Genomic DNA, 21,269 nt, shown 5'->3' with positions numbered 1-21,269 from the left:
TTCAACATGAACCTGTACGACGGTGGTGATTTGACTAAACTGATGCGCGAGCCTCCTAGCGCCAAAGGAACGTTATCGTCGGCAGCGTCAGATGTGTATAAGAGCCAGCCGCCAGCCCCTGCGCCTTCGCCCGCCCCACGGCCTCCGCCGCGGAAGGCCCCATGGCCAGCAGCGTCGCGCTGGTCACGATGCCCTCGCGGTGCGCCCGCAGGATGCCCGCGTCCAGCGACGGATGCAGGCCCAGGTCGTCCGCGTTGACGATGAGGCGCGTGCGCGACGCCATGAAGTCCTACCCGCGCCCCGCGTGGCCCGGCACCGAGCGCAGCTGCTGCACCGACGGCGGCAGGCGCACCGGCTTCGAGGGCGGCGGCGGCGAGCGCGTCTCCGGGTACAGGTTCACCAGCTCCTTCACCATCTTCAGGATGACCGACGGCGACGCCAGCGTGGAGATGCCGCGCGTGCGCGGGAAGTAGTCCACGCCCATCTGGAACACGCGGAAGCCCTTGCGGATGGCCTTCACCACCAGCTCCGCGTCGATGAACGAGCCCTGGCTCTTGAGCTCCATCGACTCCAGCACCCGGCGGTGCATCAGCTTGAAGCTGAAGTTCACGTCCTTGATCTGGATGTCGAACAGCGCCCGGATGAGCAGGTTGTAGACGAACGAGTACACGATGCGCTTGGGGCCCTCGCTCGTGCGGTCGAACCGGAAGGCGCAGATCATGTCCGCCTCCAGGTAGTTCATCAGGTGCAGCGCCCGCTCCAGCTCCCGCATGTCCCACGGCAGGTCGATGTCGGAGTACAGCACCAGGTCCTTGGTGCTCGCCGCCAACCCCGTGCGCATCGCCCCGCCCAGCTTCAGGTTCACCGGGTGCGTGATGACCCGGAGCTGGGGCACCTTCGCCGCCAGCGCGTCACAGACCTCCTGGGTCCGGTCCGTGGAGGCGTCATTGACGACGATGATTTCGAAGTCGTCGGTGAGCTTCGGCAGGACTTCCAGGGCGCGACTCACGGCGCGCTCCACGTAGTCCTCTTCGTTCCAGGCAGGGAAGAAGAGGCTGATGCTCGGGTACTTGGCCACGGTCGTCATGTCGCGCGCGTTCCGTCCAGAAGGAAACGGCCGCTCGCTACCAGAGGGTCAACGCGCTGGCAAACGTCATGGCCCTTCTCGTGACAAACCCGTATAGTACCGCGTAATCATCATTTTACGGGGACACGGTGAAAGCCCAGCCCTTCACGCTTCTGGTCGTGGACGATACGCAGGCGTTGCTGCCCCACCTGGTGCGCACGCTGGGCCCGGAGGACTTCGCCCTCCGGGTGGCGCGCTCCGGACAGGAGGCGCTGGGGCTGACCCAGGAGGTAGACGGCGTCCTGCTCTGCTCCCATGGCTCCGACGAGGCGCAGGCCCACGGCCTCCTGGAGGCCCTCACCCCACCGCAGCCGGCACCCCGACCCGCCGTGGTGGTCCTGGCCCCCGCGGAGGACCGGGCCCTGAGGCTCGCCGCCCTGCGGAGGGGGGCTGAGGTGATTCTGACCCCCTGGGACGACGAAGAGCTGCGTTTGCGGCTCTACCGGAGCCTCGAAACGCACTCCCAGTTGAAGGCGCTTCACTCGCAGGTGGAGGAGCTGCGGCGCCTGGCGGTGACGGACGGGCTCACCCAGGTCCACAACCACCGCTACTTCCAGGAACGGCTCCGGGAGGAGTTCCGCCGCTCGCAGCGCTACGACGAGAGCCTGTCTCTCATCCTGGTGGACCTGGACCACTTCAAGAACGTCAACGACGCCCACGGCCACGGGGCCGGGGACCGCGTCCTGCGGGAGGTGGCCGCCTCCCTCCAGCACAGCGTGCGGGAGACGGACCTCGTGGCCCGCTACGGCGGGGAGGAGTTCGCCATCCTCCTGCCCTGCACCCACCTGCCCGGCGCCCTCACCGTGGCGGAGCGGATCCGCAAGGGAATCAACGAGTTGCACGCGGGTCCGGAGGGCGCCCTGCGCGTCACCGCCTCCCTGGGCATCTCCAGCTTCCCCCACCGCGCCATCCTCACCCCGGAGCAGCTGCTGCTCACCGCGGACGAGGCCCTCTACCGCGCCAAGCGCGAGGGCCGGGACCGCATCTGCCTCCACCCCCCCGCACCCCTGTTTTCCACGCCGCCTTCACGCGCAGGCTGACCCAGGGGTCAAACACCCGGGGTCTGGTTTGACCCTGTTGGGGGCAGTGGGTCTATAGTGACCTTGCCCCTTTTTGTCATGTCTCTGAAAAGAGGCGTGATTGCCGGGGTTTATCCAAATCTCCGGTTTGGCAAGGCCATTGCAAATGTCGGACTCCGGAAAGTCCATGGGAACCCTGGGAGCTCAAGCGCAGGCGCAGGACACGGTCGCCCGAGGGCGGCTGCTGCTCGTGGACGACGAGGAGAACATCCTCAAGTCCATCCGGCGGGTGCTGCGCCGCGGTGAGTGGGACATCGAGACCGCGACGGACGCGGAGACGGGCCTGCGCACGCTGGAGCGCTTCCGCCCGGAGGTCGTTATCTCCGACTTCCGCATGCCGGGGATGAACGGGGTGGAGTTCCTCACCCAGGTGAAGCTCCAGGAGCCCCGCGCCCAGCGCATCATGCTGACGGGGCAGGCGGATCAGCAGGCCATCGAAGAGGCCATCAACCGCTCCGAAATCTTCCGCTTCATCTCCAAGCCCTGGAACGACAGCCACCTGGTCCTCACGGTGAAGAGCGCCTTCGAGCAGTACGCGCTCCACACGGAGAACGACCGGCTCTACCGCGTCACCCAGGAACAGAACGCGGAGCTCAAGCAGCTCAACGCGGAGCTGGAGGAGCGCGTCGCCCTGCGCACGCGGCTGCTCTCCACGGCGAAGCGCGAGTGGGAGCTGTCCTTCGACTGCATGGAGACGCCGCTCGCGGTGGTGCGCGCGCGGGACTTCGCGGTGCGCCGGGCCAACGTCGCCTACGCGCAGGTGGCCCGCCGCTCCATCGAAGAGGTGCCTTCGGACGTCCCGTGCCACCAGTACCTCTTCGGCCGGGACACGCCGTGCCAGGGCTGCCCGCTGCCCTCCGCCATGGAGACGGGCAAGGGCGCTCGCGGGGAAGTGCAGCAGGGCGGGCGCAGCTACGTGGTGGCCGCCTATCCGTTCGCCGGCGACGACCGCGCGGTGTGCACCTACCGCGACGTCACGGAGGAGCAGGCCATGACGCGCCGGCTCATCGAGACGGAGAAGATGGCCGCGGTGGGCCAGCTCGCGGGCGGCGTGGCGCACGAAATCAACAACCCGCTGGGTGGCATCCTCGCCTTCTCGCAGCTGATGTCCCGCGACGCGGGCCGCAGCGCGAACGACCTGGAGTCGCTGAAGCTGATTGAAGAGAGCGCGCTGCGCTGCAAGCGCATCGTGGAGAGCCTGCTGAAGTTCAGCCGGCACAGCCGCGTGGAGGACCGCCGCGCCTTTGATTTGTCCAAGTGCGTGGAGGACGCCGCGGTGCTCTTCCGCGCGCAGCTCAAGTCCATGCCCAAGGTGGAGCTGAAGCTGGGCCTCAAGGACGGGCTGCCCAAGGTGTACGGGGACCCCGGCACGCTCGCGCAGGTGGTGCTCAACCTGCTGCAGAACGGCCTCCAGGCATTGCCCAAGGCGGAGGGCCGGCTGTCGCTGGAGACCGGCCGCGAGGGCGACCGGACCTTCTTCGCGGTGACGGACACCGGGACGGGCATCGAAGAGAAGCACCTGCCGCGCATCTTCGAGCCGTCCTTCACCACCAAGCCGCCCGGCGAGGGCACCGGCCTGGGCCTGTCCATCGCCTATCGCATCGTCCAGGACCACGGGGGCACCTTCCAGGTGGACACCCACGTTGGCCAGGGCTCCCGCTTCACCGTCTTCCTGCCCATTCCCCTGCAGCTCGAGAGGTTGCCGTGAACCAAGTCAAGCGCGCCAAGGTCCTCGTCGTCGATGACGACTCCGTCGTCCTCAAGGCCGTCACCCAGATCCTCCAGCGGGAAGGCCACCCGGTTGTCGCCATCGACGACGCGGTGGAGGGGCTCGCGGCGGCGAAGGATCCGTCCATCGACGTGGTGGTGCTCGACATCAAGATGCCGCACCTGTCCGGCATGGACCTCTTGCGCGCCATCAAGGCGGACCGCCCGGACGTGGAGGTCATCATGATGACGGCCTTCGCCACCGTGGAGACGGCGGTGGAGGCGGTGAAGGCGGGCGCGTACGACTACCTCACCAAGCCCTTCGAGAACATCGACGAGGTGAGCCTCACGGTGGCCAAGGCCGCCGAGCGCAAGGCGCTCAAGGACCGCACCCGCGCGCTGGAGGAGGCGCTCACCGCGCGCAGCCAGTTCGAGGACCTCATCGGACAGTCCTCGCAGATGCGCGCCGTGTTCAAGCTGGTGGAGACCGTCAGCCACTCCACCGCCACGGTGCTCATCCAGGGTGAGAGCGGCACGGGCAAGGAGCTCGTTGCTCGCGCCATCCACTATCGCAGCGCCCGCCGCGACAAGCCGTTCGTCGCCGTCAACTGTTCGGCGCTGACGGAGACGCTGCTGGAGAGCGAACTCTTCGGCCACGTGAAGGGCAGCTTCACCGGCGCCACCGGCAACAAGAAGGGCCTCTTCGAGGCGGCCGACGGCGGCACCATCTTCCTGGACGAGATTGGCGACGTGCCCCCGGCCACCCAGGTGCGTCTGCTGCGCGTCCTGCAGGAGGGTGAAGTCAAGCGCGTGGGCGCCAACGAGCCCGTGAAGGTGGACGTGCGCGTCATCGCCGCCACGCACGTGGACCTGTCCCGCGCGAAGGAGCAGGGCAAGTTCCGCGAGGACCTCTTCTATCGCCTCAACGTCATCACCATCGACCTGCCGCCCCTGCGCGACCGCCCGGAGGACGTGCCGCTGCTCGCGCACCACTTCCTCAAGGTCTACGCCTCCAAGGCGGACAAGAAGGTCACCGGCATCAGCCCGCGCGCCATGGAGGCCCTCACCTGCAACCGGTGGACGGGCAACGTGCGCGAGCTGGAGAACGTCATCGAGCGCGCGGTGGTGCTGACGGCCAACGACGCCATCGACGTGGAGGACCTGCCGCCCGGCTTCCAGGCCGCGCCCCAGGCCGACTCGGCGGTGGAGGTGTTCAGCCTGGCGCACCTGCCGTACGCCCAGGCCAAGCGCCTGGCCATGCGCGCCTTCGAGCGCCGCTACCTCTCCGCGCTGCTGGAGAAGAACAACCACAACGTGTCCAGCGCGGCGCGCGCGGCCGGCGTGGACCGCTCCAACTTCCGCCGCCTGCTCAAGCAGTACGAGGTGGCCGGCCGCAGCATGAAGCCGCGCTCACCCAAGGGCCCGGATGCTGACAATGGCCCGGGCCTCCCCGCTCTTGAAGCGGTCTCCTGACGTTCCCCTGGGGGAGTGACGGCGCGCTTCAGCCGTCCTCCCCGGGTTCACGCTCGCCGCGCCGCGCGGCGAGCTGCTGCTGGATGGCCTCGTAGCGCTCGGACAGCTCCGCCTCGAAGCCGTTGCGCGTCGGGGTGTAGAAGCAGCGCGAGCGCAGGGCCTCCGGCAGGTAGTCCTCCGGGACGTAGTTGCCCTCGAAGTTGTGCGGGTACTTGTACCCGCCGCCGTAGCCCAGCGACTTCATCAGCTTCGTGGGCGCGTTGCGCAGGTGCATGGGCACCGGCAGCGCGCCCTCCTTCGTCACGGCCTCGCGCACGGCCGCGTACGCGGCGATGACGGCGTTCGACTTGGGCGCGAGCGCCAGGTACGTGACAGCCTGGGTCAGGGGCAGGGTGCCCTCCGGCAGGCCCATGAGCTGGAAGGCCCTCAGCGCGTCCACCGCCACGCCCAGCGCTCTCGGGTCCGCGTTGCCCACGTCCTCCGACGCGAAGATGACCATGCGGCGGAAGATGAAGACGGGGTCCTCGCCCGCCTCCAGCATGCGCGTCATCCAGTACAGCGCGGCGTCCACGTCGCTGCCGCGCATGGATTTGATGAACGCGCTGACGACGTTGTAGTGCTCCTCGCCGCCCTTGTCGTAGAGCAGCATCTTCTGCTGGAGCGCCTCCTCCGCCACCTTGCGGTCCACCGCCGTGCGGCCGTACGCCGCCGCGGCCTCCAGCGCGGTGAGGGCCTTGCGCGCGTCGCCGCCCGCCGCGTCCGCGATGAACTCCAGCGCCGCGTCGTCCACCGTCACCTTGCCGCCCAGGCCCCGGGGGTCCGCCACCGCGTGGCGCATGACGGCGATGAGTTCCTCCTGCTCCAGCCCGCGCAGGGTGACGACGCGGCAGCGCGACAGGAGCGCGGCGTTCACCTCGAAGGACGGGTTCTCCGTGGTGGCGCCAATCAGCGTGACGGTGCCCTTCTCCACGTGGGGCAGGAGCGCGTCCTGCTGCGACTTGTTGAAGCGGTGGATTTCATCGATGAACAGGAGCGTGCGCTGGCGGTTCAGCTTCCAGCGGTCCTGCGCGCGGGCCACCGTCTCGCGGATGTCCTTCACGCCCGCGAGCACCGCGGACATGGTCTCGAAGGCGGCGCCCGTGGAGCGCGCGACGAGTTGGGCAAGCGTCGTCTTGCCGGTACCCGGGGGGCCCCAGAGGATGAGGCTGGGCACCTGGTCGCTCTCCAGGGCGCGGCGCAGGAAGCGGCCCTCGCCGGTGAGGTGCTCCTGGCCCAGGTACTCGCTGAGCGAGGTGGGGCGCATGCGCTCGGCGAGCGGCGCCAGGGTGGCCTGTTCCTTCTGGCTGGCGTGGTCGAAGAGGTCCATGGGGCCTCCAAACCTAGCGTCCTGGCCGCCCTGTCGCGCACCCTTGTGATGTCCGGGGTTGGGCAGGCGCGTCATTTTCCTGGGGAGGACGGTTGGCTGGCTGGACTAGAACCCGGGGGGCGTGCAGACCCTGGTCATCGTCGCGAAGCGAGACACCCCGCGGGCCGTGGCCCTGGCGGCGGAAATCCAACAGCGCCACCCGACCCTGACGGTGCTGGCGGACCGTGCCCTGGCGCATGCGCTCAACTGGCCGCGCATCGAGGACCGGGAGCTGGCGGCCCGCGCGGACGCGGTGGTGGTGCTGGGCGGTGACGGCACGCTCATCTACGCGGCGCGCCTCCTGGGCGGCCGCAACGTGCCCATCATCGGCGTCAACCTGGGCAGCCTGGGCTTCATGACGGAGATCTCCGTGGAGGAGCTCTTCACCCGGCTGGACGACGTGCTGGCGGGGAACTTCCACGTGGACTCGCGGATGAAGCTGTCCTGCCGGCTCCTGCGTGGCGGCAAGGTCCTCATCGAGGATGAAATCCTCAACGACGTGGTCATCAACAAGGGCGCGCTCGCGCGCATCGCGGACCACGAGACGTCCATCGACGGGGTGCCCATCACCACGTACAAGGCGGACGGCGTCATCCTGGCCACGCCCACCGGCTCCACGGCGTACTCGCTGTCCGCGGGCGGGCCCATCGTGCACCCGTCGGTGGACTGCACCATCCTGTCGCCCATCTGTTCGCACGCGCTGACCCAGCGGTCCATCGTGGTGCCGGCGGACCGCACCATCCGCGTCACGCTCAAGAGCGAGACGGCGGACACGTACCTCACGCTGGACGGGCAGACGGGGCACTCGCTCCAGGGCGGGGACTGCATTGAAGTGGTGCGCTCGCCCAACCGCGTGGGCCTGGTGCGCAACCCGCACGTGGCCTTCTTCACCATCCTTCGCCAGAAGCTCCACTGGGGCGAGCGCTGAGCCTCCGGGCCCGGCGGTGGGGCTCCCCTCCGGGGCGAGGGGTGCGGTAGCGTCCGGCCCGTGACGACGGGTGGGCACACGACGCGTTTCGGGAAGTACGAGCTGATGGAGCGCCTGGGGGCGGGCGGCATGGCCGTCGTGCACCGCGCGCGCTTCACGGTGGCGGAGGGCGTGTCCCGGTCCGTGGTCATCAAGCGCGTGAGGGACCCGTACGCGCAGGACCCCGCCTTCGTGCAGATGTTCCTCAACGAAGCGCGCATCTCCATGGGGCTGTCGCACGGCAACATCGTCCAGGTCTTCGACTTCGGGCAGGAGGAGGGGGAGTACTTCCTCGCCATGGAGTGGGTGGACGGGCAGCCCCTGTCCAAGGTGCTCAAGCGCTCGAAGATGAAGGGGATGCCCCACCTGCCGGCGCCGCTGGCGGTGCAGCTGATGGTGGAGGTCTGCAAGGGCCTGCACCACGCGCACACGCGCCGCGACGAGCAGGGCCGCCCGCTGGGGCTGGTGCACCGCGACGTGTCTCCGGACAACGTCCTGGTGAGCTACGAGGGCGAGGTGAAGCTCACCGACTTCGGCATCGCGAAGGCGCAGCTGGCCGGGCGGCCGGAGACGGATGCCGGCGTGGTGCGCGGCAAGTACCTGTACCTGTCCCCGGAGCAGACGCGGGCGGAGGCGCTGGACGCGCGCTCGGACGTGTACACGGCGGGCGTGGTCCTCTACGAGCTGCTCACCGGCCGCAGGCCCACGGAAGGGGACCCGGGCTCGGTGATGGAGCGCATCGCCACGGGCGACCTGACGCCCACGAATGCGTACGTCCCGGACCTGGATCCGTCGCTGGGCGCGCTGGTGTCACGGGCGCTGGCGCTGAGGCGGGATGATCGCTTCACGAGCGCGGAGGACTTCCAGCGCGCGCTGGCGGAGTGGCTGGCGTACCGGGCGCCGCTGTTCCCCGCGTCCACGCTGCGCCACCTGATGGCCTGGCTCTTCGAGGAGGAGCTGAAGCTCGTGGGCCAGCCGCCCCGCATTCCGGAGTCCTTCCTGCGCCAGGTGGCGGTGTGGACGGGGGAGGGGAGCCCGCTCGGCTCCGACGAACCGGAGCGGGCGTCGTCGGTGCACCGCGCGCACGCGACGGCGTTCCCCGAGGAGCACGTGCCCGGGGCGCTGGTGGGCGGCAGCCCCGCGGCGGACATGGGCGCGGGAGTGCCCGGCTGGGTCTGGGCGGCCGTCATCGCGGCGGCGGTGCTCTTCTTCGTGGGGCGGGCGGTGATGCCCGACTTGTCGGAGCCCCGCTCTCGCAAGCTCCAGGTGGTGTCCTCGCCTCCGGGCGCGGAGGTGCGCTGGGACGGCAAGCACGTAGGGATGACGCCGACGGTGCTGAACGTCGCTTCGGGGGAGGATGCGCACAAGCTGGAGCTGCGATTCATCGGGTACCAGCCGTGGGCCACCACCGTGTCGCAGGCGGCCGTGCCGGAGCGCGTGCAGGTGACGCTGGAGCGGCTGCCTCCGCCGCCCCCTCCGCCAGAGCCGGTGGTGGATGCGCGCGTGAAGGACAAGGAATCGCAGCCGGAGGCGGCGGCCCGCAAGCGGCCCACGGTGAACGTCCGGGGTGAAGCGCGGGACGCCACGGGGTGGATGTCGCAGTCTCCGGACGCGGGGGCGGCGTACACGCTGGGCCAGCAGCTGCTCGTGGCGGGCAAGGCGCTGGAGGCCGGTGAGAAGTTCTGGAAGTGCCTGGAGCTGAAGGAGACCGCCGCGGAGTGCCACCTGGGCCTGGGCCGCGTGGGCGTGATGACGGACCGGGACTCCATGGCCCGCGAGGGCTACGAGCGCTACCTGAGCCTGCGGCCGCGGGGCCCTGGCGCGGCCGAGGCGCGCAAGTTCCTCAACGCGAAGACGGCCCGGTAGTCCGGCGAACGGCGATGTTCCTCCTCTTGTCGAAGCTGCTGGACCTGCTGCTGTCGCCGCTCACCTGGGCGCTCCTGTTCGGCGTGGGCGGCGTGGTGCTGCGCCGGTGGAAGCGCCTGTCGGTGGTGTCGCAGCTGGCGGCGTTGGTCGTGCTCTACGTGTTCTCCATCGAGCCGACGGTGGCGCTGCTGACGCGGGCGACGGAGGCGGACGCGGTGAGCACGTACCGTCCGGACACCGTCTACGACGCGGTCATCCTGCTGGGCGGAGGGCTGGACGCGGCGGCCACGGAGCGCTCGGGGCAGCCGGAGTACAACGCCGCGCCGGAGCGGATGATGCGCACCTTCGAGCTGCTGCATGACGGCCGGGCGCGACAGGTGTTGATCACGGCCGGCAACCTGGACGCGAGGCCGGAGGCGGTGGTGGAGGCGGACGTGCTGGCCGCGCAGCTGGAGCACTGGGGCATCGCGCCCGAGCGCATCGTGAAGGAGGGCCGCAGCCGCAACACCCGCGAGAACGCGCTGCGGTCGGAGCCGCTGGTGCGCGAGCACGGCTGGAAGTCGCTGCTGCTGGTGACGAGCGCCGCGCACCTGCCCCGCGCGGCCGGCTGCTTCGCGGCGGTGGGAGTGCGCGCGGACACGCTCGCGGTGGACCTCCGCTCCTCGACGCTGCCGCCCACGAAGATGAGCTGGCTGCCGCGCTCAGGGGCGCTCAACCAGAGCACGGACATGCTGCGCGAGCTGGCGGGGCGGACCGTGTACCGGCTGCGAGGCTGGACCGCGCCCTGGCGGTAGCGAGGCGCGAGGCCCGGGCGAACCTGGAGCGGGCATTGGACTGGCGTCCGCCGGGCGGCGGCAGCGCGGGAGTGACCCCGGTGCTCGCTACTTCATCGACGGCGTCGCGTGCAGGCCGCCCGGGGGCGCGCCGACGAGCGCGATGCGGCCCTGGGGCTTCGCGCGCGGGGCGGGCTTGCCGGTGCGGAACGCGTTGCCGAGTGCTTCCCACGGCGACACATCCAGGCCCCTGGGCAACACGGGCAGGTCCTTGAACATCGCGTAGCCGTCATTGCCCTGCGCCACGAAGCTCAGCGTGGCCAGCCGGTACACCGCCGCGTCGTCCATCGGCTTGCCCTTCACCTCCACCTTCGTCACCCGCGCGCCCGGCGTCTTGCGCAGGTCGTAGGTGAAGCGCAGGCCGGACACCTGCGGGAAGCGGCCGGGCGGCTTGCCGTCCACGCTGCTCAGGCTGACGCCGTTCTCCAGCGCCGCGCGCAGCGTCGCCCCCGTCACCTGCAACACCACCAGCTCATTGCGGTAGGGCATGAGCGAGTACAGCTCCCGCCGCGTCATCGTCCCAGCGGGCAGCACCCGGTCCGCGCGGATGGCGCCTCCGTTGACGAGCGCCACGTCCGCGCCCGTCGCCTCGCGGAACGCATCCGCCAGGAACGAGCCCAGGTTCGTCTCGCCCAGCCGGTTCTGCGCGCTGCGCGCATCCAGCGCCACCGGCGAGCGGCCGATGCGCTCCGCCAGCGTGGCCAGCAGCGGCGCATAGGGCTTCATCTGCTCGTTGAACGCCGCGTCGTCCGGCGTCTTCGACGTGATGGGGATGACCTTCCACGTCAGCTTCTTCACCGCGCCCGTCTTCGCATCCAGGTCCAGCGTGACGCGGCCCAGGTCGATGGCGTCCTCGTCCAGCTTGAAGATGGGCGTGCCCGCGACGGTCTCCTCCACGCGGTCATGGTCATGCCCGCCGATGATGAGGTCCACGCGCACGCACTTCGCCAGCTCCCGGTCCTGCTCCACCGCCAGGTGCGTGAGCCCCATCACGAACTGCGCGCCCGCGGCCCGCAGCTCCTCCACGGAGCGCTTCGCCGCCTCGCAGAACGGCGTGATGCGCGTGTCCTTGCCCGGCTTGGACGAGTTCTGCGTCTCCGGCAGCACCACGCCGAAGATGCCCACCTTCACGCCGCCCACGTCGCGCACGTCCCACGCCTTGAGCCCGTCGAACACCTGCCCGGACTTCACGCTCATCACGTTGGCGCCCAGCCACGGGAAGCGCGACTGCTGGATGCGCGCGCGCAGCACGTCGTCCCCGAAGTCGAACTCGTGGTTGCCCACCGTGGAGTAGTCCAGTCCGAGCGCGTTCCACGCGTCGATCATCTGCTTGCCCTTGAGCGCCTCGCCCGCCACCTCCGCGGAGGACTCCACGGACGGCGAGATTGTGTCGCCCGCCAGCAGCGTGAGGACGTGCGGGGACTCCTTCAGCGCCTGCTGCTTGAGCGTCGCCACGCGCGACAGGCCGCCGCGGTTCCGGGCGGTGGGCTGGAATTGATAGACGTCGTTGAGGTGGAGGATCGTGAGGCGGACGGTGTCAGCGGGAGGCGTCGGCTCGGCGGCCCCGGCGGAACGGGTGGCCAGCACCAGCGCGAGCGGCAGCAGCACCGCCCAGGTGCTCACGGTCTTCATCATCATCGGACAGTCGTTCTCTTGCGGGGGCACGGGGGAGCGCCAATCCCTCTCGGCGTAGCGCACTCAGCGCATGAAGGCGAGCGGACCGGACATGGCGCAACGCGCAAGCCCCAGGCCCCTCTTCCCGGGGGACGAGGGGCGTCCAGCCAGCCGCGCGCTCCTCCCTCAGACGGTGTAGCGCCGGCCCTGCGCCAGCGGCTCAATCACGCTGCCGCTCGCGTCGAACAGGTCCGGGTAGTGGATGAGGCGCATCTTCGCGCGGGTGGCCTCCGGCAGCGCCGCCAGCTTCTCGTAGGGCGTGTGCACGCCGTAGTTCGTCTCGTGGATGACCAGGTCCGCCTCCGACAACCAGGAGATGAGCCCCTCGTCGAATGCCGTGTCCGCGCTGTAGCCCAGGCACCGGCCCGCGGCGCGGATGCGGAACGCGGTGGTGGGCACGTGGTGGTAGGTGAAGCGGCACTCGATTTCGAAAGGGCCGTGCTTCACCGCGCGCTCCAGGTGCAGCGGCGTGTGCGTGAAGTAGTCCTCGAAGTGCTTGTCGTTGGGGCCCGCGCCGTGCTGCTCGATGAGGCACTCCATGCCCGCGGCGAGGTGGCCCTCCCAGAGGCGGCGGGTGACGCTCGGGTGCGCGAGCAGCTCCATCTTCCGCTGCAGCACGAAGAAGGAGAAGTACCCCAGGCCCTCCAGGCCGGAGGCGTGGTCCGCGTGCAGGTGCGTAAGGGCCACGGCGCTGACGCGCTCCACGTCCAGGTGCACGCCGGAGGACTCGGACGCCTCGCGCATCATCTTGCGGATGGGGTGTGGACAGTCGATGAGCAGCACCTGCCCTTCCGCCTCCACCGCGAGGCACGACGAGTAGTGCAGCGCGGAGAAGGCATCACCGACGCCGAGGGGAATGAAGGACAGGCTCATGGATGGCTCCGGAGGGAAGGGGTCAGCCGCTCGCGCAGCTTCGCGGCGACGGCGGGCGGGCAGTACGCGGACACGTCCTCGCCGCGCGTGAGGCGCTCCTTGAGGGCGCTGCTGGACACCTCCGCCAGGTGCGCCTCCGCTGGGAGGAAGAGGGTGGACAGCTCCGGCGCGAGCGCGCGGTTCATCTGCGCCAGCTCCGTCTCGAACTGCGCATCGGTGGCGCCGCGCACGCCGCGCAGCAGGACGCTGGCGCCAATCTCCCGCGCCAGCTCCACGATGAGCCCTTCGGTGAAGGTGACGGAGACGTTGGGGTGCCGGGCCACGGCCTCGCGGATGAGCGCCATGCGCTCCTCGGCGGTGAGCAGCGTGGACTTCTTCGGGTTGACCGCCACCACCACCACGACGTGGCTGAAGAGGCGCGCCGCCTGGCGCACCACGGACAGGTGTCCCGCCGTGACGGGGTCGAAGCTGCCTGCGTAGATGGCGATGGTCATTGCGACACCTCACGGTCCGGGGGAGAAGAAGTCACCGCGTCCAACAGCCCCGCCGCCATGCGCTTCACCGTGCCCGCCGCCGAACCCGGAGGGACGAGGCCCGGGGCGCTCGCGGAGAGCACGAAGTACCCCTGGATGGCGGCGAACAGGCCCGCGGCCAGGGGACGCGCGCGGCGCTTGCCCACCACCGCCGCGACCAGCGCCTCCAGGTGCTCCAGGTCCGCGCGCACCACCTCTTCGTAGGCGACGCGGACCTCCGGCTGCCGGATGGCCTCCGCGCTGATGGTCACCCAGCCCGCCACCGCCGCCACGTCCGCGTCCGGCCCGGTGGCCAGGAACGCGTCCACGAACGCCTCCACCCGCCCGCGCGCGTCGTCCGCCGCGAGCTTCGACGCCCGGGTCGCGAAGCGCTGCCGCGCGCGCGAGGCCAGCGAGCGCACCAGGGTCAGGAGGATCTCCTGCTTGTCCTCGAAGTGGTAGTGCACCAGCCCCGCGCTCAGCCCCGCCGCCCGGGCGATCTCCGCCACCGACGCGCCCTCGTAGCCGCGCTCGGCCATGGCCTTGAGCAGCCCGGCGACAATCTGCTCCCTGCGCGCTTCGGTGTTGGAGGGACGAGGCATGGTCGGCTTTGTTTTTAGGTTGTGTGACCAACTTATAAACAGGGCCAGCACGGACGTCAACCGGACCTGGAGTCGGAAGGGCGCCGTGCCGGGCTTGGAGACTAGAAGGAGAGGAGGGACGTCACCTTGTCCGGCCCCAGCCGCTTCGCGCCCTCGAGGAAGTCGAGCGTGATGAGGAAGGTGTAGCCGACAATCTGCCCGCCCAGCCGGGTGACGAGCCGCCCCGTGGCGTCGGCGGTGCCGCCGGTGGCGAGCACGTCATCCACCACCAGGATGCGCTCGTCCTTGAGGATGGCGTCCTCGTGCATCTCCACGCCGTCCGCGCCGTACTCCAGCGAGTAGCGCTCCACGATGCGCTTGTGGGGGAGCTTGCCGGGCTTGCGCGCGGGAACGAAGCCCGCCTCCAGCGCCAGCGCGATGGGGGCGCCCAGGAGGAAGCCACGCGACTCCACGCCCACCACCTTGGTGATGTGCTGGCCCCGGAAGGGGGCGGACATGGCGTTGACCACCCGGCCGAAGAGGCGGGGGTCGGCCAGCATGGGGGTGATGTCCTTGAAGACGATGCCGGGCTTGGGGAAGTCCGGCACGTCGCGCAGGACGGCCTGGAGGTCGGAGACGAGCGTGGGGTCGAGGGACATGGGGGTGGAGGCTCCGAAGAGGGACAGCGGCGTTCAGCCCGGTGGACGACACCTGGGGGGACCTGGGACCCAAGCGTACCCGGCCCGGGTGACAGCCGGCCTGGCGAGCCCCCGGACGGAGGGCCCCGGGGCCAACGGCCGGAAAACGGGTGGACTGGGACGGGACCAGGACATGGCGGACGTTGATGATCTCACAGCTTCGCGTCGCCGGACCGCATCGGCTGGATGACGCCGTATTTTTTCCCGCGCGCGGGGATCCCCTCACTGTGTTAAGCGAGGCGGTTCCCCCCGACCAAGGAGTCTGGGGCCCTTGCAAGCCGTGCAAACCACCGCTGACACCCGAGACCCTCTCTCCCCCCAGGACGGACTCTGGCTCCGCGCCCTCAAGGCCGAGGTCGAGCCCGCCACGTTCAAGAAAGGCCGCGAGGTGGCTGAAGGCCGCCGCGTCTTCGGCCTCACGCGTGAACCCGAACGCATCCGCGCGCAGGTCGCGGGTCCGTCCGGCGAACGCTATGACGTGGCCCTGATACCGGGAGAGGGGAAAGTCGTTTCCTCCTGCACCTGCCCGGTCTGGAACACCAACGGCCCGCATTGCGAGCACGTGGTCGCCGTGGCACTCATCTACGCGGCCCGCTTCCGGCCGCCGCCCCCGCCGCAAAAGGCCGCACCGCCGCCTCCACCACCGGAACCCGAGGACCTGGGGCCGGACGACGAGGTGGAGATTCCCGGAGGCGCCGCGCCGGGAATGGAAGGCGTCAGCCTGCCCGCGCTCGCCAAGGTGGAGAGCTGGCTGGGCCTGTCCTCGCTGCCCGACTACGAGTTCCTCTACCGGCTCACCCCCGCCAACACCGGCGCGGGTGGCTCCAACGGCCGCCACTGGGTCGTGGACGTGCGCCGTCAGGACGCGCAGACGAAGGGGCCCGTGCACGTGAAGCGGCTGCTCCAGGCGGGCAGCCGCATCGCGCCCGCGGACGAGCGCATCTTCATGGTGCTGTCGCGCCACGAGCATCGCTACGACTCGCGCATCGTCCTCTCCGACGAGGACCTGTGCGAGGTGCTGGAGCTGCTGCGCCAGCGCCGGGTCATCTACCGGGGCACGCCGCTCGTCTACATGGAGCAGCCCGTGCGGCCGCAGATCCATCTGGAATCGCGTCCGGACGGCGCCACCGCGCAGATTGAACTGCTGTTCCCGGACGGCGTGGGCTACCCGCTCAAGGACGTCATCGTGCTCGCGGGCCGGCGCACGTACGTCATCCAGGCGCAGAACCTCCACGCGGTGGAGCCGGACTTCCCGCCGCGCCTTTTGCGCAAGTGGCTGCTGGAACCGACCATGGCCTTCCCGGCCGGGCAGCTGGACCGGGTGCTGACGTTCTTCGCCGCGCACCTGCCGCGCTTCCGCATGTCGCTGAAGGCGGACGACATCGAAGTCGACGAGTCGGTGGAGCCGCGCTTTGTCCTCACGTTGGAAGGCGCCGCCGAGCGCGTGAAGGTCCAGCTGGCCGCGCGATACGGCCAGACGACGGTGGCGGTGTCCCCCACGGCCACGCACCTGGGCTACGCCAGCGGCGTGGGCGAGGACGCGCGCAAGCTGTACCGGCGCCGCGACGAGGCGGAGCGCGCCGCGGGCAAGCTGCTGCTCGACCAGGGCCTGCGCTTTGATCAGGCCGCGCAGGCGTTCGACGCGTCGGGTGACGTGGCCCTGGAGTTCTGGGCGCGCGGCCTGGCGGGCCTTCCCGCGGAATGGGAGCGCTACGGCGTGCAGGCGCCCAAGGTGCGGCTGCGCCCGAAGCTCAAGCCGCGCATCCGCGTGGGCATGAGCGGCGTGCAGTGGTTCGACCTGGACGCGGAGTTCGTCACCGACGACCAGGCCGTGGACCTGGGCGCCGTGCGCATGTGGCTGGACTCCGGCCGCAAGTTCGTCCCGCTGAAGGACGGCTCCTTCGCGGAGGCGGACGTCGCGGAGATCAAGCGCGTGGCGGACCTCCTGGAGGAGGCCGGCGCCATGCCGGGCCGCACGCGGACGCGGCTGCCGCTGCATCAGGCGGTGGCGTTGGATCTGCTCGCGGACCTGGGCGAGTTCACCGAGGTGGAGGCCAAGGCCCGTCAGGCCATGCTCGCGCTGCGCGAGTCCGCCGGCGTGCCGAAGGTGGCCGTGCCGGAAGGACTGCAGGCCACGCTGCGCCACTACCAGGAGGCGGGCCTGTCCTGGCTCTGGTTCCTCCGTCGCCACGGGCTGTCCGGCATCCTCGCGGACGACATGGGTCTGGGAAAGACCATCCAGTCCCTGAGCCTGATGCAGAAGGTGGCCAACGACGAAGGCCGCAAGCCGTCCCTGGTGGTCGCGCCCACGAGCGTGCTCGCCAACTGGGAGCGCGAGGCGGAGCGCTTCACGCCGGGCCTCAAGGCCATGGTGTGGCACGGGCAGGACCGCCGTGAGCGCGCGGAAGATCTGAAGGAGATGGACCTGGTGCTCACGTCGTACGCGCTGGTGCGCCGCGACCTGGAGCAGCTGTCCCAGGTGGGCTTCCGCTACGTCATCCTGGACGAGGCGCAGAACATCAAGAACGCGGACAGCGCCACCGCGCAGGCGTGCAAGTCGCTGCCCAGCGAGACGCGCCTCGCGCTCACCGGTACGCCGCTGGAGAACCGGCTGTCGGAGCTCTGGAGCATCTTCGACTTCCTCATGCCCGGCTTCCTGGGCAGCGCGGAAGGCTTCAGCGACCGCTACGAGCAGCCCATCCAGGTGGCCAACGATGCCACCGCGAAGGACCGGCTGCGACGGCGCATCCAGCCCTTCATCATGCGCCGGCTCAAGACGGAGGTGGCCAAGGACCTGCCGCCGAAGACGGAGAGCGTCGCGTGGTGCGAGATGGAGCCCGGCCAGGCCGCGCTCTACCGCGAGGTGCTGGAGGAGAGCCGCCGCAAGGTGCACGAGTCCATCGAGAAGGTGGGCTTCAAGCGCAGCCGCGTGTCCATCCTCGCGGCGCTCATGCGCCTGCGTCAGGTGTGCTGCGATCCGCGCTTGCTCAAGATGCCGCCCGGCACGCTCCTGCCGTCGAGCGCGAAGCTCGAGCGCTTCATGGAGCTGGTGGCGGACCTGGTGGCGGAAGGCCACCGCGCGCTCGTCTTCAGCCAGTTCACGGAGATGCTGGAGCTGTTGAAGCAGGAGGCGGACAAGAAGGGCCTGCGCTACCTCTACCTGGACGGCCGCACCAAGGACCGCATGGGCAAGGTGGACGAGTACAACCGCCCTGACGGTCCGCCGCTCTTCTTCATCAGCCTCAAGGCGGGCGGCACCGGCTTGAACCTCACCGCCGCGGACTACGTCATCCACTTCGACCCGTGGTGGAACCCCGCGGTGGAGGACCAGGCCACGGACCGTACGCACCGCATCGGCCAGACGCGCGCGGTCATCAGCTACAAGCTCATTACGCGCGGCACGGTGGAGGAGAAGATCCTCAGCCTCCAGCGCCGCAAGCGCGACCTCGCCGCCGGCGTGCTGGGCACGGACGGGGACGACATGGGCCGCAACCTCACCGAACAGGACATCCAGGAGCTGTTCACCGAAATCTGATGCGACCCGTGAGTGGGAGATGGTTGTGGCGCCAACAGGCCACGCCCTCCCACTCGCCCTCCCACCGTCCGCACGACCCGAACACCTGTGCAGTGTCAGCAAGACCTGCTAGGGTGTTCAGGTGTTGGGGCCGTCGTACGGACCGCGGAGGGCGCTGGTGCTGCTGGGTCTTCGGATTTCGAACGTTGCGGTGATTGAGGAGGTGGAGGTCGCGTTCGGCGCGGGCCTCACCGTCCTCACGGGTGAGACAGGGGCCGGCAAGTCCATTCTCGTGGACGCGCTGGGCCTTCTTCTCGGGGGCAGGGCGGATGCGGACGTCATCCGTGCGGGCTGCGAGGACGCGGCGGTGGAGGGCGTATTCGCCCGGACGCCGGTGCTGGCCGCGCGCCTGGAGGAACTGGGCCTCCCGGACCTGGGAGAGGAAGTGCTCGTGCGCCGCGTGCTCGGGCGCACCGGGCGCGGAAAGGTCTACGTCAACGGCGCGCTGGTGACGCTGGGCGTGCTGGGGAAGCTCACCCGGGGCGCGGTGGACATCGCGGGCCAGCATGAGCACGTGAGCCTCTTCGACTCCGGCCTGCATCGGGTGCTGCTCGACAAGTACGGCGGCCTGGAGGAAGCGCTGGCCGCGTACGGCCGCGAGTGGGCGAACCTGCGCGAAGTGGATTCCCGCATGGACGCGCTGGGCGGCGACGACGCCAAGGTGCGCGAGCGCGCGGAGTTCCTGCGCTTCCAGCTGGACGAAATCACGCGTCTGGACCCGGAGTCCGGCGAGGACGTGAAGCTGGACGCGGAGCGCCGGCGGCTGGGCAGCGCCCAGAAGCTCAAGCGCCACGGCGCGGAGGCCGAACTGCTGGTGTCGGGGGAAGCCCCGTCCGCGGTGGAGATCGTCGGGCGCGCGCTGGGGCTCGTGCACGAGGGCGTCAAGCTCGACGCGACGCTCGCGCCCGTGGCGCAGTCGCTCAGCACCGCGCTGTCGGAGCTGGAGGAGGCCGCGCGCCGGCTCAACCGCTACGTGGAGGGGCTGGAGTCCGACCCCGGGCGGCTGGGCGAGGTGGAGGAGCGGCTGGACGCGCTCAAGCGGCTGTGCCGCAAGCACGGGGTGACGCTGGACGGCGTCCTCAAGAAGCGCGGCGAGCTGGAGACGGAGCTGGGCACGCTGGAGAACCGGCGCGAAATCCTGGAGGAGCTGAACCAGGAGCGAAAGCGCGTGGAGGAGCGGGCGCGCAAGGCGGCGCTGGCGCTGTCCCGTGCGCGCAAGGCCTCCGCGGGGGCCTTCTCCCAGCAGGTGCGCGAGGGCCTGGGAGGGCTGGCCATGGGCAAGGCCGCCTTCGAGGTGCGCGTCACCGCCGGGGAGACGCTGCGTCCGGACGGCCTGGACGAGGTGGAGTTCTTCTTCAGCGCCAACCCGGGTGAGCCGGCGCGGCCCCTGGCCAAGGTGGCCTCGGGCGGCGAGGCCAGCCGCCTGCTGCTCGCGCTCAAACGTGCACTGGCGGACAGCGACGCCTGCGGCTGCTACATCCTGGACGAGGCGGACGCGGGCGTGAGCGGCGCCATCGCGGACGTGGTGGGGCGGATGATTCGCGAGGTCAGCTCCCACCGGCAGGTGCTGTGCATCACGCACCTGCCCCAGGTGGCGGCCTACGCGGACGCGCACCTGCTCATCAAGAAGAGCGTCAAGGGCGAGCGCACCGTGTCCCAGGTGCTGCCCCTGGCGGCCGGCGCCGAGCGCACGCAGGAGCTGGCGCGCATGATGTCCGGCGTGGAGGTGACGCGCGAGGCGCTGGGCGCGGCGGAGGCGCTGGTGCGTTCGGCCCACCGGGCCACGCCCCGCGCACGCCGGGAATCCGGCCCGGAAGGCAATAGCCCCCGGGGCCGGCTGCGCCGGACGGCCTGAAATGGCGGCTCAAAAGGTAGGGGTGACCCAGGGGGAGGGGCATGACGCACCGCGAGTTTTCGAGCGCGTCCTTGCCCCCACTAATGGGCTCACATAGCATCCGGCGCGTGTCCAGCACCGCAGGGCAGACCGCGGCCCCCCGCCATAAAGTCATCTCCGCTGGCCTGACGGACGTCGGGCGCAAGCGCAATCACAACGAGGACAGCTTCCTCATTGACGATGAGCTCCAGCTCTACGTCGTGGCGGACGGCATGGGTGGGCACGCGGGTGGTGGTACCGCGTCGCGCATCGCCGTCGAGACCATCGACAAGGAGCTGAGGCGCGCGCGTGAAGGGCGGGACAACCCCTTCGTCAGCGTTCCCAACCTCCAGGATTCGCCCATTCCGGAAGCGCTCCGGGGCGCGGTGGAGAAGGCCTGTCAGGCCATCTACCTCACCGCCCAGGATGACGCGCGCCTGTCCGGCATGGGCACGACAGTCATCTCCCTGGTGGTCCGCGACGAGCACGCCTTCTTCGCCCACGTGGGCGACAGTCGCGCGTACCTCATCCGCGGGGACCTCATTCAGCAGATCTCCGAGGACCACTCGCTGGTCAACGAGCAGATCAAGGCGGGGATGATCACACCGGAAGAGGCCAAGCACTCCCGGTACAAGAACATCATCACCCGCTCCGTGGGCTTCGAGGAGGAGGTGCAGGTGGACGTCATGGGGCTCGTGTCCGAGCCCGGCGACGTGTTCCTGCTCTGCTCGGACGGCCTCGCGAACATGCTCGAGGACCGGGAGATCCACGACGCCGTCGCGCGCCACGCGAGCCTGGACGAGGTGCCCAAGCACCTCATCGACCTGGCCAATGAGCGCGGCGGCGACGACAACATCAGCGTCATCGTGGTGCGCATGCAGGGCGGGTAGGGCCCGGACTCGGGGCGCGATTGGGGCGCGCCCCGGAGTCTGTTGACCTTGACACTCTTCAAATGCGGATGATAGCTGCCCCAACCTTCCCAGCCATTGAGAATCCCCAGTGGGTGACGGTGCGGGAGGGGCGGCGGG

16 protein-coding genes and 1 pseudogene are annotated in these 21,269 nt (G+C 70.0%); 9 read left to right on the top strand and 8 right to left on the bottom strand.

What is annotated here, in order from left to right:
* Positions 1-76 precede the first annotated feature (76 nt).
* Both D7W79_RS46455 and D7W79_RS19075 read right to left on the bottom strand, forming a co-directional pair.
* Positions 77-283: pseudogene (locus D7W79_RS46455) on the bottom strand (ChbG/HpnK family deacetylase); the annotation flags it as partial.
* Between the two features lie 6 nt (positions 284-289).
* The gene (locus D7W79_RS19075; protein ID WP_120526815.1) at positions 290-1,078 is read right to left on the bottom strand and encodes a glycosyltransferase family 2 protein; all 789 of its coding nucleotides are present in this window, start codon (positions 1,076-1,078) and stop codon (positions 290-292) included.
* Positions 1,079-1,245: 167 nt separating this feature from the next.
* On the opposite strand from D7W79_RS19075, the gene D7W79_RS19070 reads away from it, so the two are divergent.
* The 3 genes from D7W79_RS19070 (at position 1,246) to D7W79_RS19060 (ending at position 5,385) form a co-directional block, all read left to right on the top strand.
* Positions 1,246-2,166, top strand: coding sequence for a diguanylate cyclase (locus D7W79_RS19070; RefSeq protein WP_244221846.1), 921 nt, complete (start codon positions 1,246-1,248; stop codon positions 2,164-2,166).
* A gap of 166 nt (positions 2,167-2,332) precedes the next feature.
* On the top strand, positions 2,333-3,913 hold the full coding sequence (locus D7W79_RS19065) for an ATP-binding protein (RefSeq protein WP_120526814.1): 1,581 nt from the start codon (positions 2,333-2,335) through the stop codon (positions 3,911-3,913).
* Positions 3,910-5,385, top strand: coding sequence for a sigma-54-dependent transcriptional regulator (locus D7W79_RS19060; RefSeq protein ID WP_120526810.1), 1,476 nt, complete (start codon positions 3,910-3,912; stop codon positions 5,383-5,385). Before D7W79_RS19065 ends, D7W79_RS19060 begins: the two co-directional genes overlap by 4 nt.
* Positions 5,386-5,413: 28 nt before the next feature.
* On the opposite strand, the gene D7W79_RS19055 is transcribed toward D7W79_RS19060, so the two are convergent.
* Positions 5,414-6,751 (bottom strand): replication-associated recombination protein A, encoded by a 1,338-nt coding sequence (locus tag D7W79_RS19055; protein WP_120526809.1) that lies wholly within the window; start codon positions 6,749-6,751, stop codon positions 5,414-5,416.
* A 121-nt stretch (positions 6,752-6,872) separates the two neighbouring features.
* Here D7W79_RS19055 and D7W79_RS19050 point away from each other — a divergent pair, with 121 nt between their 5' ends.
* Genes D7W79_RS19050 through D7W79_RS19040 form a run of 3 tightly spaced genes read left to right on the top strand, consistent with a single transcriptional unit; the run spans position 6,873 to position 10,417 of the window.
* Positions 6,873-7,718 (top strand): NAD(+)/NADH kinase, encoded by an 846-nt coding sequence (locus D7W79_RS19050; protein ID WP_120526808.1) that lies wholly within the window; start codon positions 6,873-6,875, stop codon positions 7,716-7,718.
* A 60-nt stretch (positions 7,719-7,778) separates the two neighbouring features.
* Positions 7,779-9,623, top strand: a complete 1,845-nt coding sequence (locus D7W79_RS19045; protein WP_147441974.1) for a serine/threonine protein kinase — start codon at positions 7,779-7,781, stop codon at positions 9,621-9,623.
* 14 nt (positions 9,624-9,637) lie between these two features.
* Positions 9,638-10,417: a YdcF family protein gene (locus tag D7W79_RS19040; protein WP_120526806.1), complete on the top strand. Its 780-nt coding sequence runs from the start codon at positions 9,638-9,640 to the stop codon at positions 10,415-10,417.
* 87 nt (positions 10,418-10,504) lie between these two features.
* Here D7W79_RS19040 and D7W79_RS19035 read toward each other — a convergent pair whose 3' ends face one another.
* From D7W79_RS19035 to D7W79_RS19015, 5 genes are all read right to left on the bottom strand, one after another.
* Positions 10,505-12,094 carry a bifunctional metallophosphatase/5'-nucleotidase gene (locus D7W79_RS19035; protein ID WP_120526805.1) on the bottom strand — a complete coding sequence of 530 codons (1,590 nt, stop codon included), beginning with the start codon at positions 12,092-12,094 and terminating at the stop codon, positions 10,505-10,507.
* 162 nt (positions 12,095-12,256) lie between these two features.
* A complete protein-coding gene (locus D7W79_RS19030; RefSeq protein ID WP_120526804.1) occupies positions 12,257-13,003 on the bottom strand; it encodes an MBL fold metallo-hydrolase in 747 nt (248 codons plus the stop codon).
* Positions 13,000-13,497, bottom strand: a complete 498-nt coding sequence (gene coaD / locus D7W79_RS19025) for a pantetheine-phosphate adenylyltransferase (RefSeq protein ID WP_120526803.1) — start codon at positions 13,495-13,497, stop codon at positions 13,000-13,002. Before coaD ends, D7W79_RS19030 begins: the two co-directional genes overlap by 4 nt.
* Complete coding sequence (locus tag D7W79_RS19020; RefSeq protein WP_120526802.1) at positions 13,494-14,117, bottom strand: TetR/AcrR family transcriptional regulator; 624 nt, start codon at positions 14,115-14,117, stop codon at positions 13,494-13,496. The genes coaD and D7W79_RS19020 overlap by 4 nt, the downstream gene beginning before the upstream one ends.
* 101 nt (positions 14,118-14,218) lie before the next feature.
* On the bottom strand, positions 14,219-14,755 hold the full coding sequence (locus tag D7W79_RS19015) for an adenine phosphoribosyltransferase (protein ID WP_120526801.1): 537 nt from the start codon (positions 14,753-14,755) through the stop codon (positions 14,219-14,221).
* A 310-nt stretch (positions 14,756-15,065) separates the two neighbouring features.
* On the opposite strand from D7W79_RS19015, the gene D7W79_RS19010 reads away from it, so the two are divergent.
* The 3 genes from D7W79_RS19010 (at position 15,066) to D7W79_RS19000 (ending at position 21,131) form a co-directional block, all read left to right on the top strand.
* Positions 15,066-18,329, top strand: a complete 3,264-nt coding sequence (locus tag D7W79_RS19010; protein WP_244221845.1) for a DEAD/DEAH box helicase — start codon at positions 15,066-15,068, stop codon at positions 18,327-18,329.
* Positions 18,330-18,486: 157 nt separating this feature from the next.
* Complete coding sequence (recN, locus tag D7W79_RS19005; RefSeq protein WP_120526800.1) at positions 18,487-20,223, top strand: DNA repair protein RecN; 1,737 nt, start codon at positions 18,487-18,489, stop codon at positions 20,221-20,223.
* A 107-nt stretch (positions 20,224-20,330) separates the two neighbouring features.
* Positions 20,331-21,131 (top strand): Stp1/IreP family PP2C-type Ser/Thr phosphatase, encoded by an 801-nt coding sequence (locus tag D7W79_RS19000; RefSeq protein WP_120526812.1) that lies wholly within the window; start codon positions 20,331-20,333, stop codon positions 21,129-21,131.
* The last annotated feature ends 138 nt before the right edge of the window (positions 21,132-21,269 follow it).

Source organism: Corallococcus exercitus (assembly GCF_003611585.1).
Taxonomy (GTDB): domain Bacteria; phylum Myxococcota; class Myxococcia; order Myxococcales; family Myxococcaceae; genus Corallococcus; species Corallococcus exercitus.
Note: the sequence above shows the minus strand (reverse complement) of the source record. Positions and strands in the feature narration are given on the sequence as shown.

Excerpts from the sequence above, each read along its gene's own strand:
- D7W79_RS19035 (WP_120526805.1), bottom strand. The coding sequence starts at position 12,094 with ATGATGATGAAGACCGTGAGCACCTGGGCGGTGCTGCTGCCGCTCGCG.
- D7W79_RS19065 (WP_120526814.1), top strand. The coding sequence starts at position 2,333 with ATGGGAACCCTGGGAGCTCAAGCGCAGGCGCAGGACACGGTCGCCCGA.
- coaD (WP_120526803.1), bottom strand. The coding sequence starts at position 13,497 with ATGACCATCGCCATCTACGCAGGCAGCTTCGACCCCGTCACGGCGGGA.
- D7W79_RS19055 (WP_120526809.1), bottom strand. The coding sequence starts at position 6,751 with ATGGACCTCTTCGACCACGCCAGCCAGAAGGAACAGGCCACCCTGGCG.
- D7W79_RS19030 (WP_120526804.1), bottom strand. The coding sequence starts at position 13,003 with ATGAGCCTGTCCTTCATTCCCCTCGGCGTCGGTGATGCCTTCTCCGCG.
- D7W79_RS19020 (WP_120526802.1), bottom strand. The coding sequence starts at position 14,117 with ATGCCTCGTCCCTCCAACACCGAAGCGCGCAGGGAGCAGATTGTCGCC.
- D7W79_RS19040 (WP_120526806.1), top strand. The coding sequence starts at position 9,638 with ATGTTCCTCCTCTTGTCGAAGCTGCTGGACCTGCTGCTGTCGCCGCTC.
- D7W79_RS19015 (WP_120526801.1), bottom strand. The coding sequence starts at position 14,755 with ATGTCCCTCGACCCCACGCTCGTCTCCGACCTCCAGGCCGTCCTGCGC.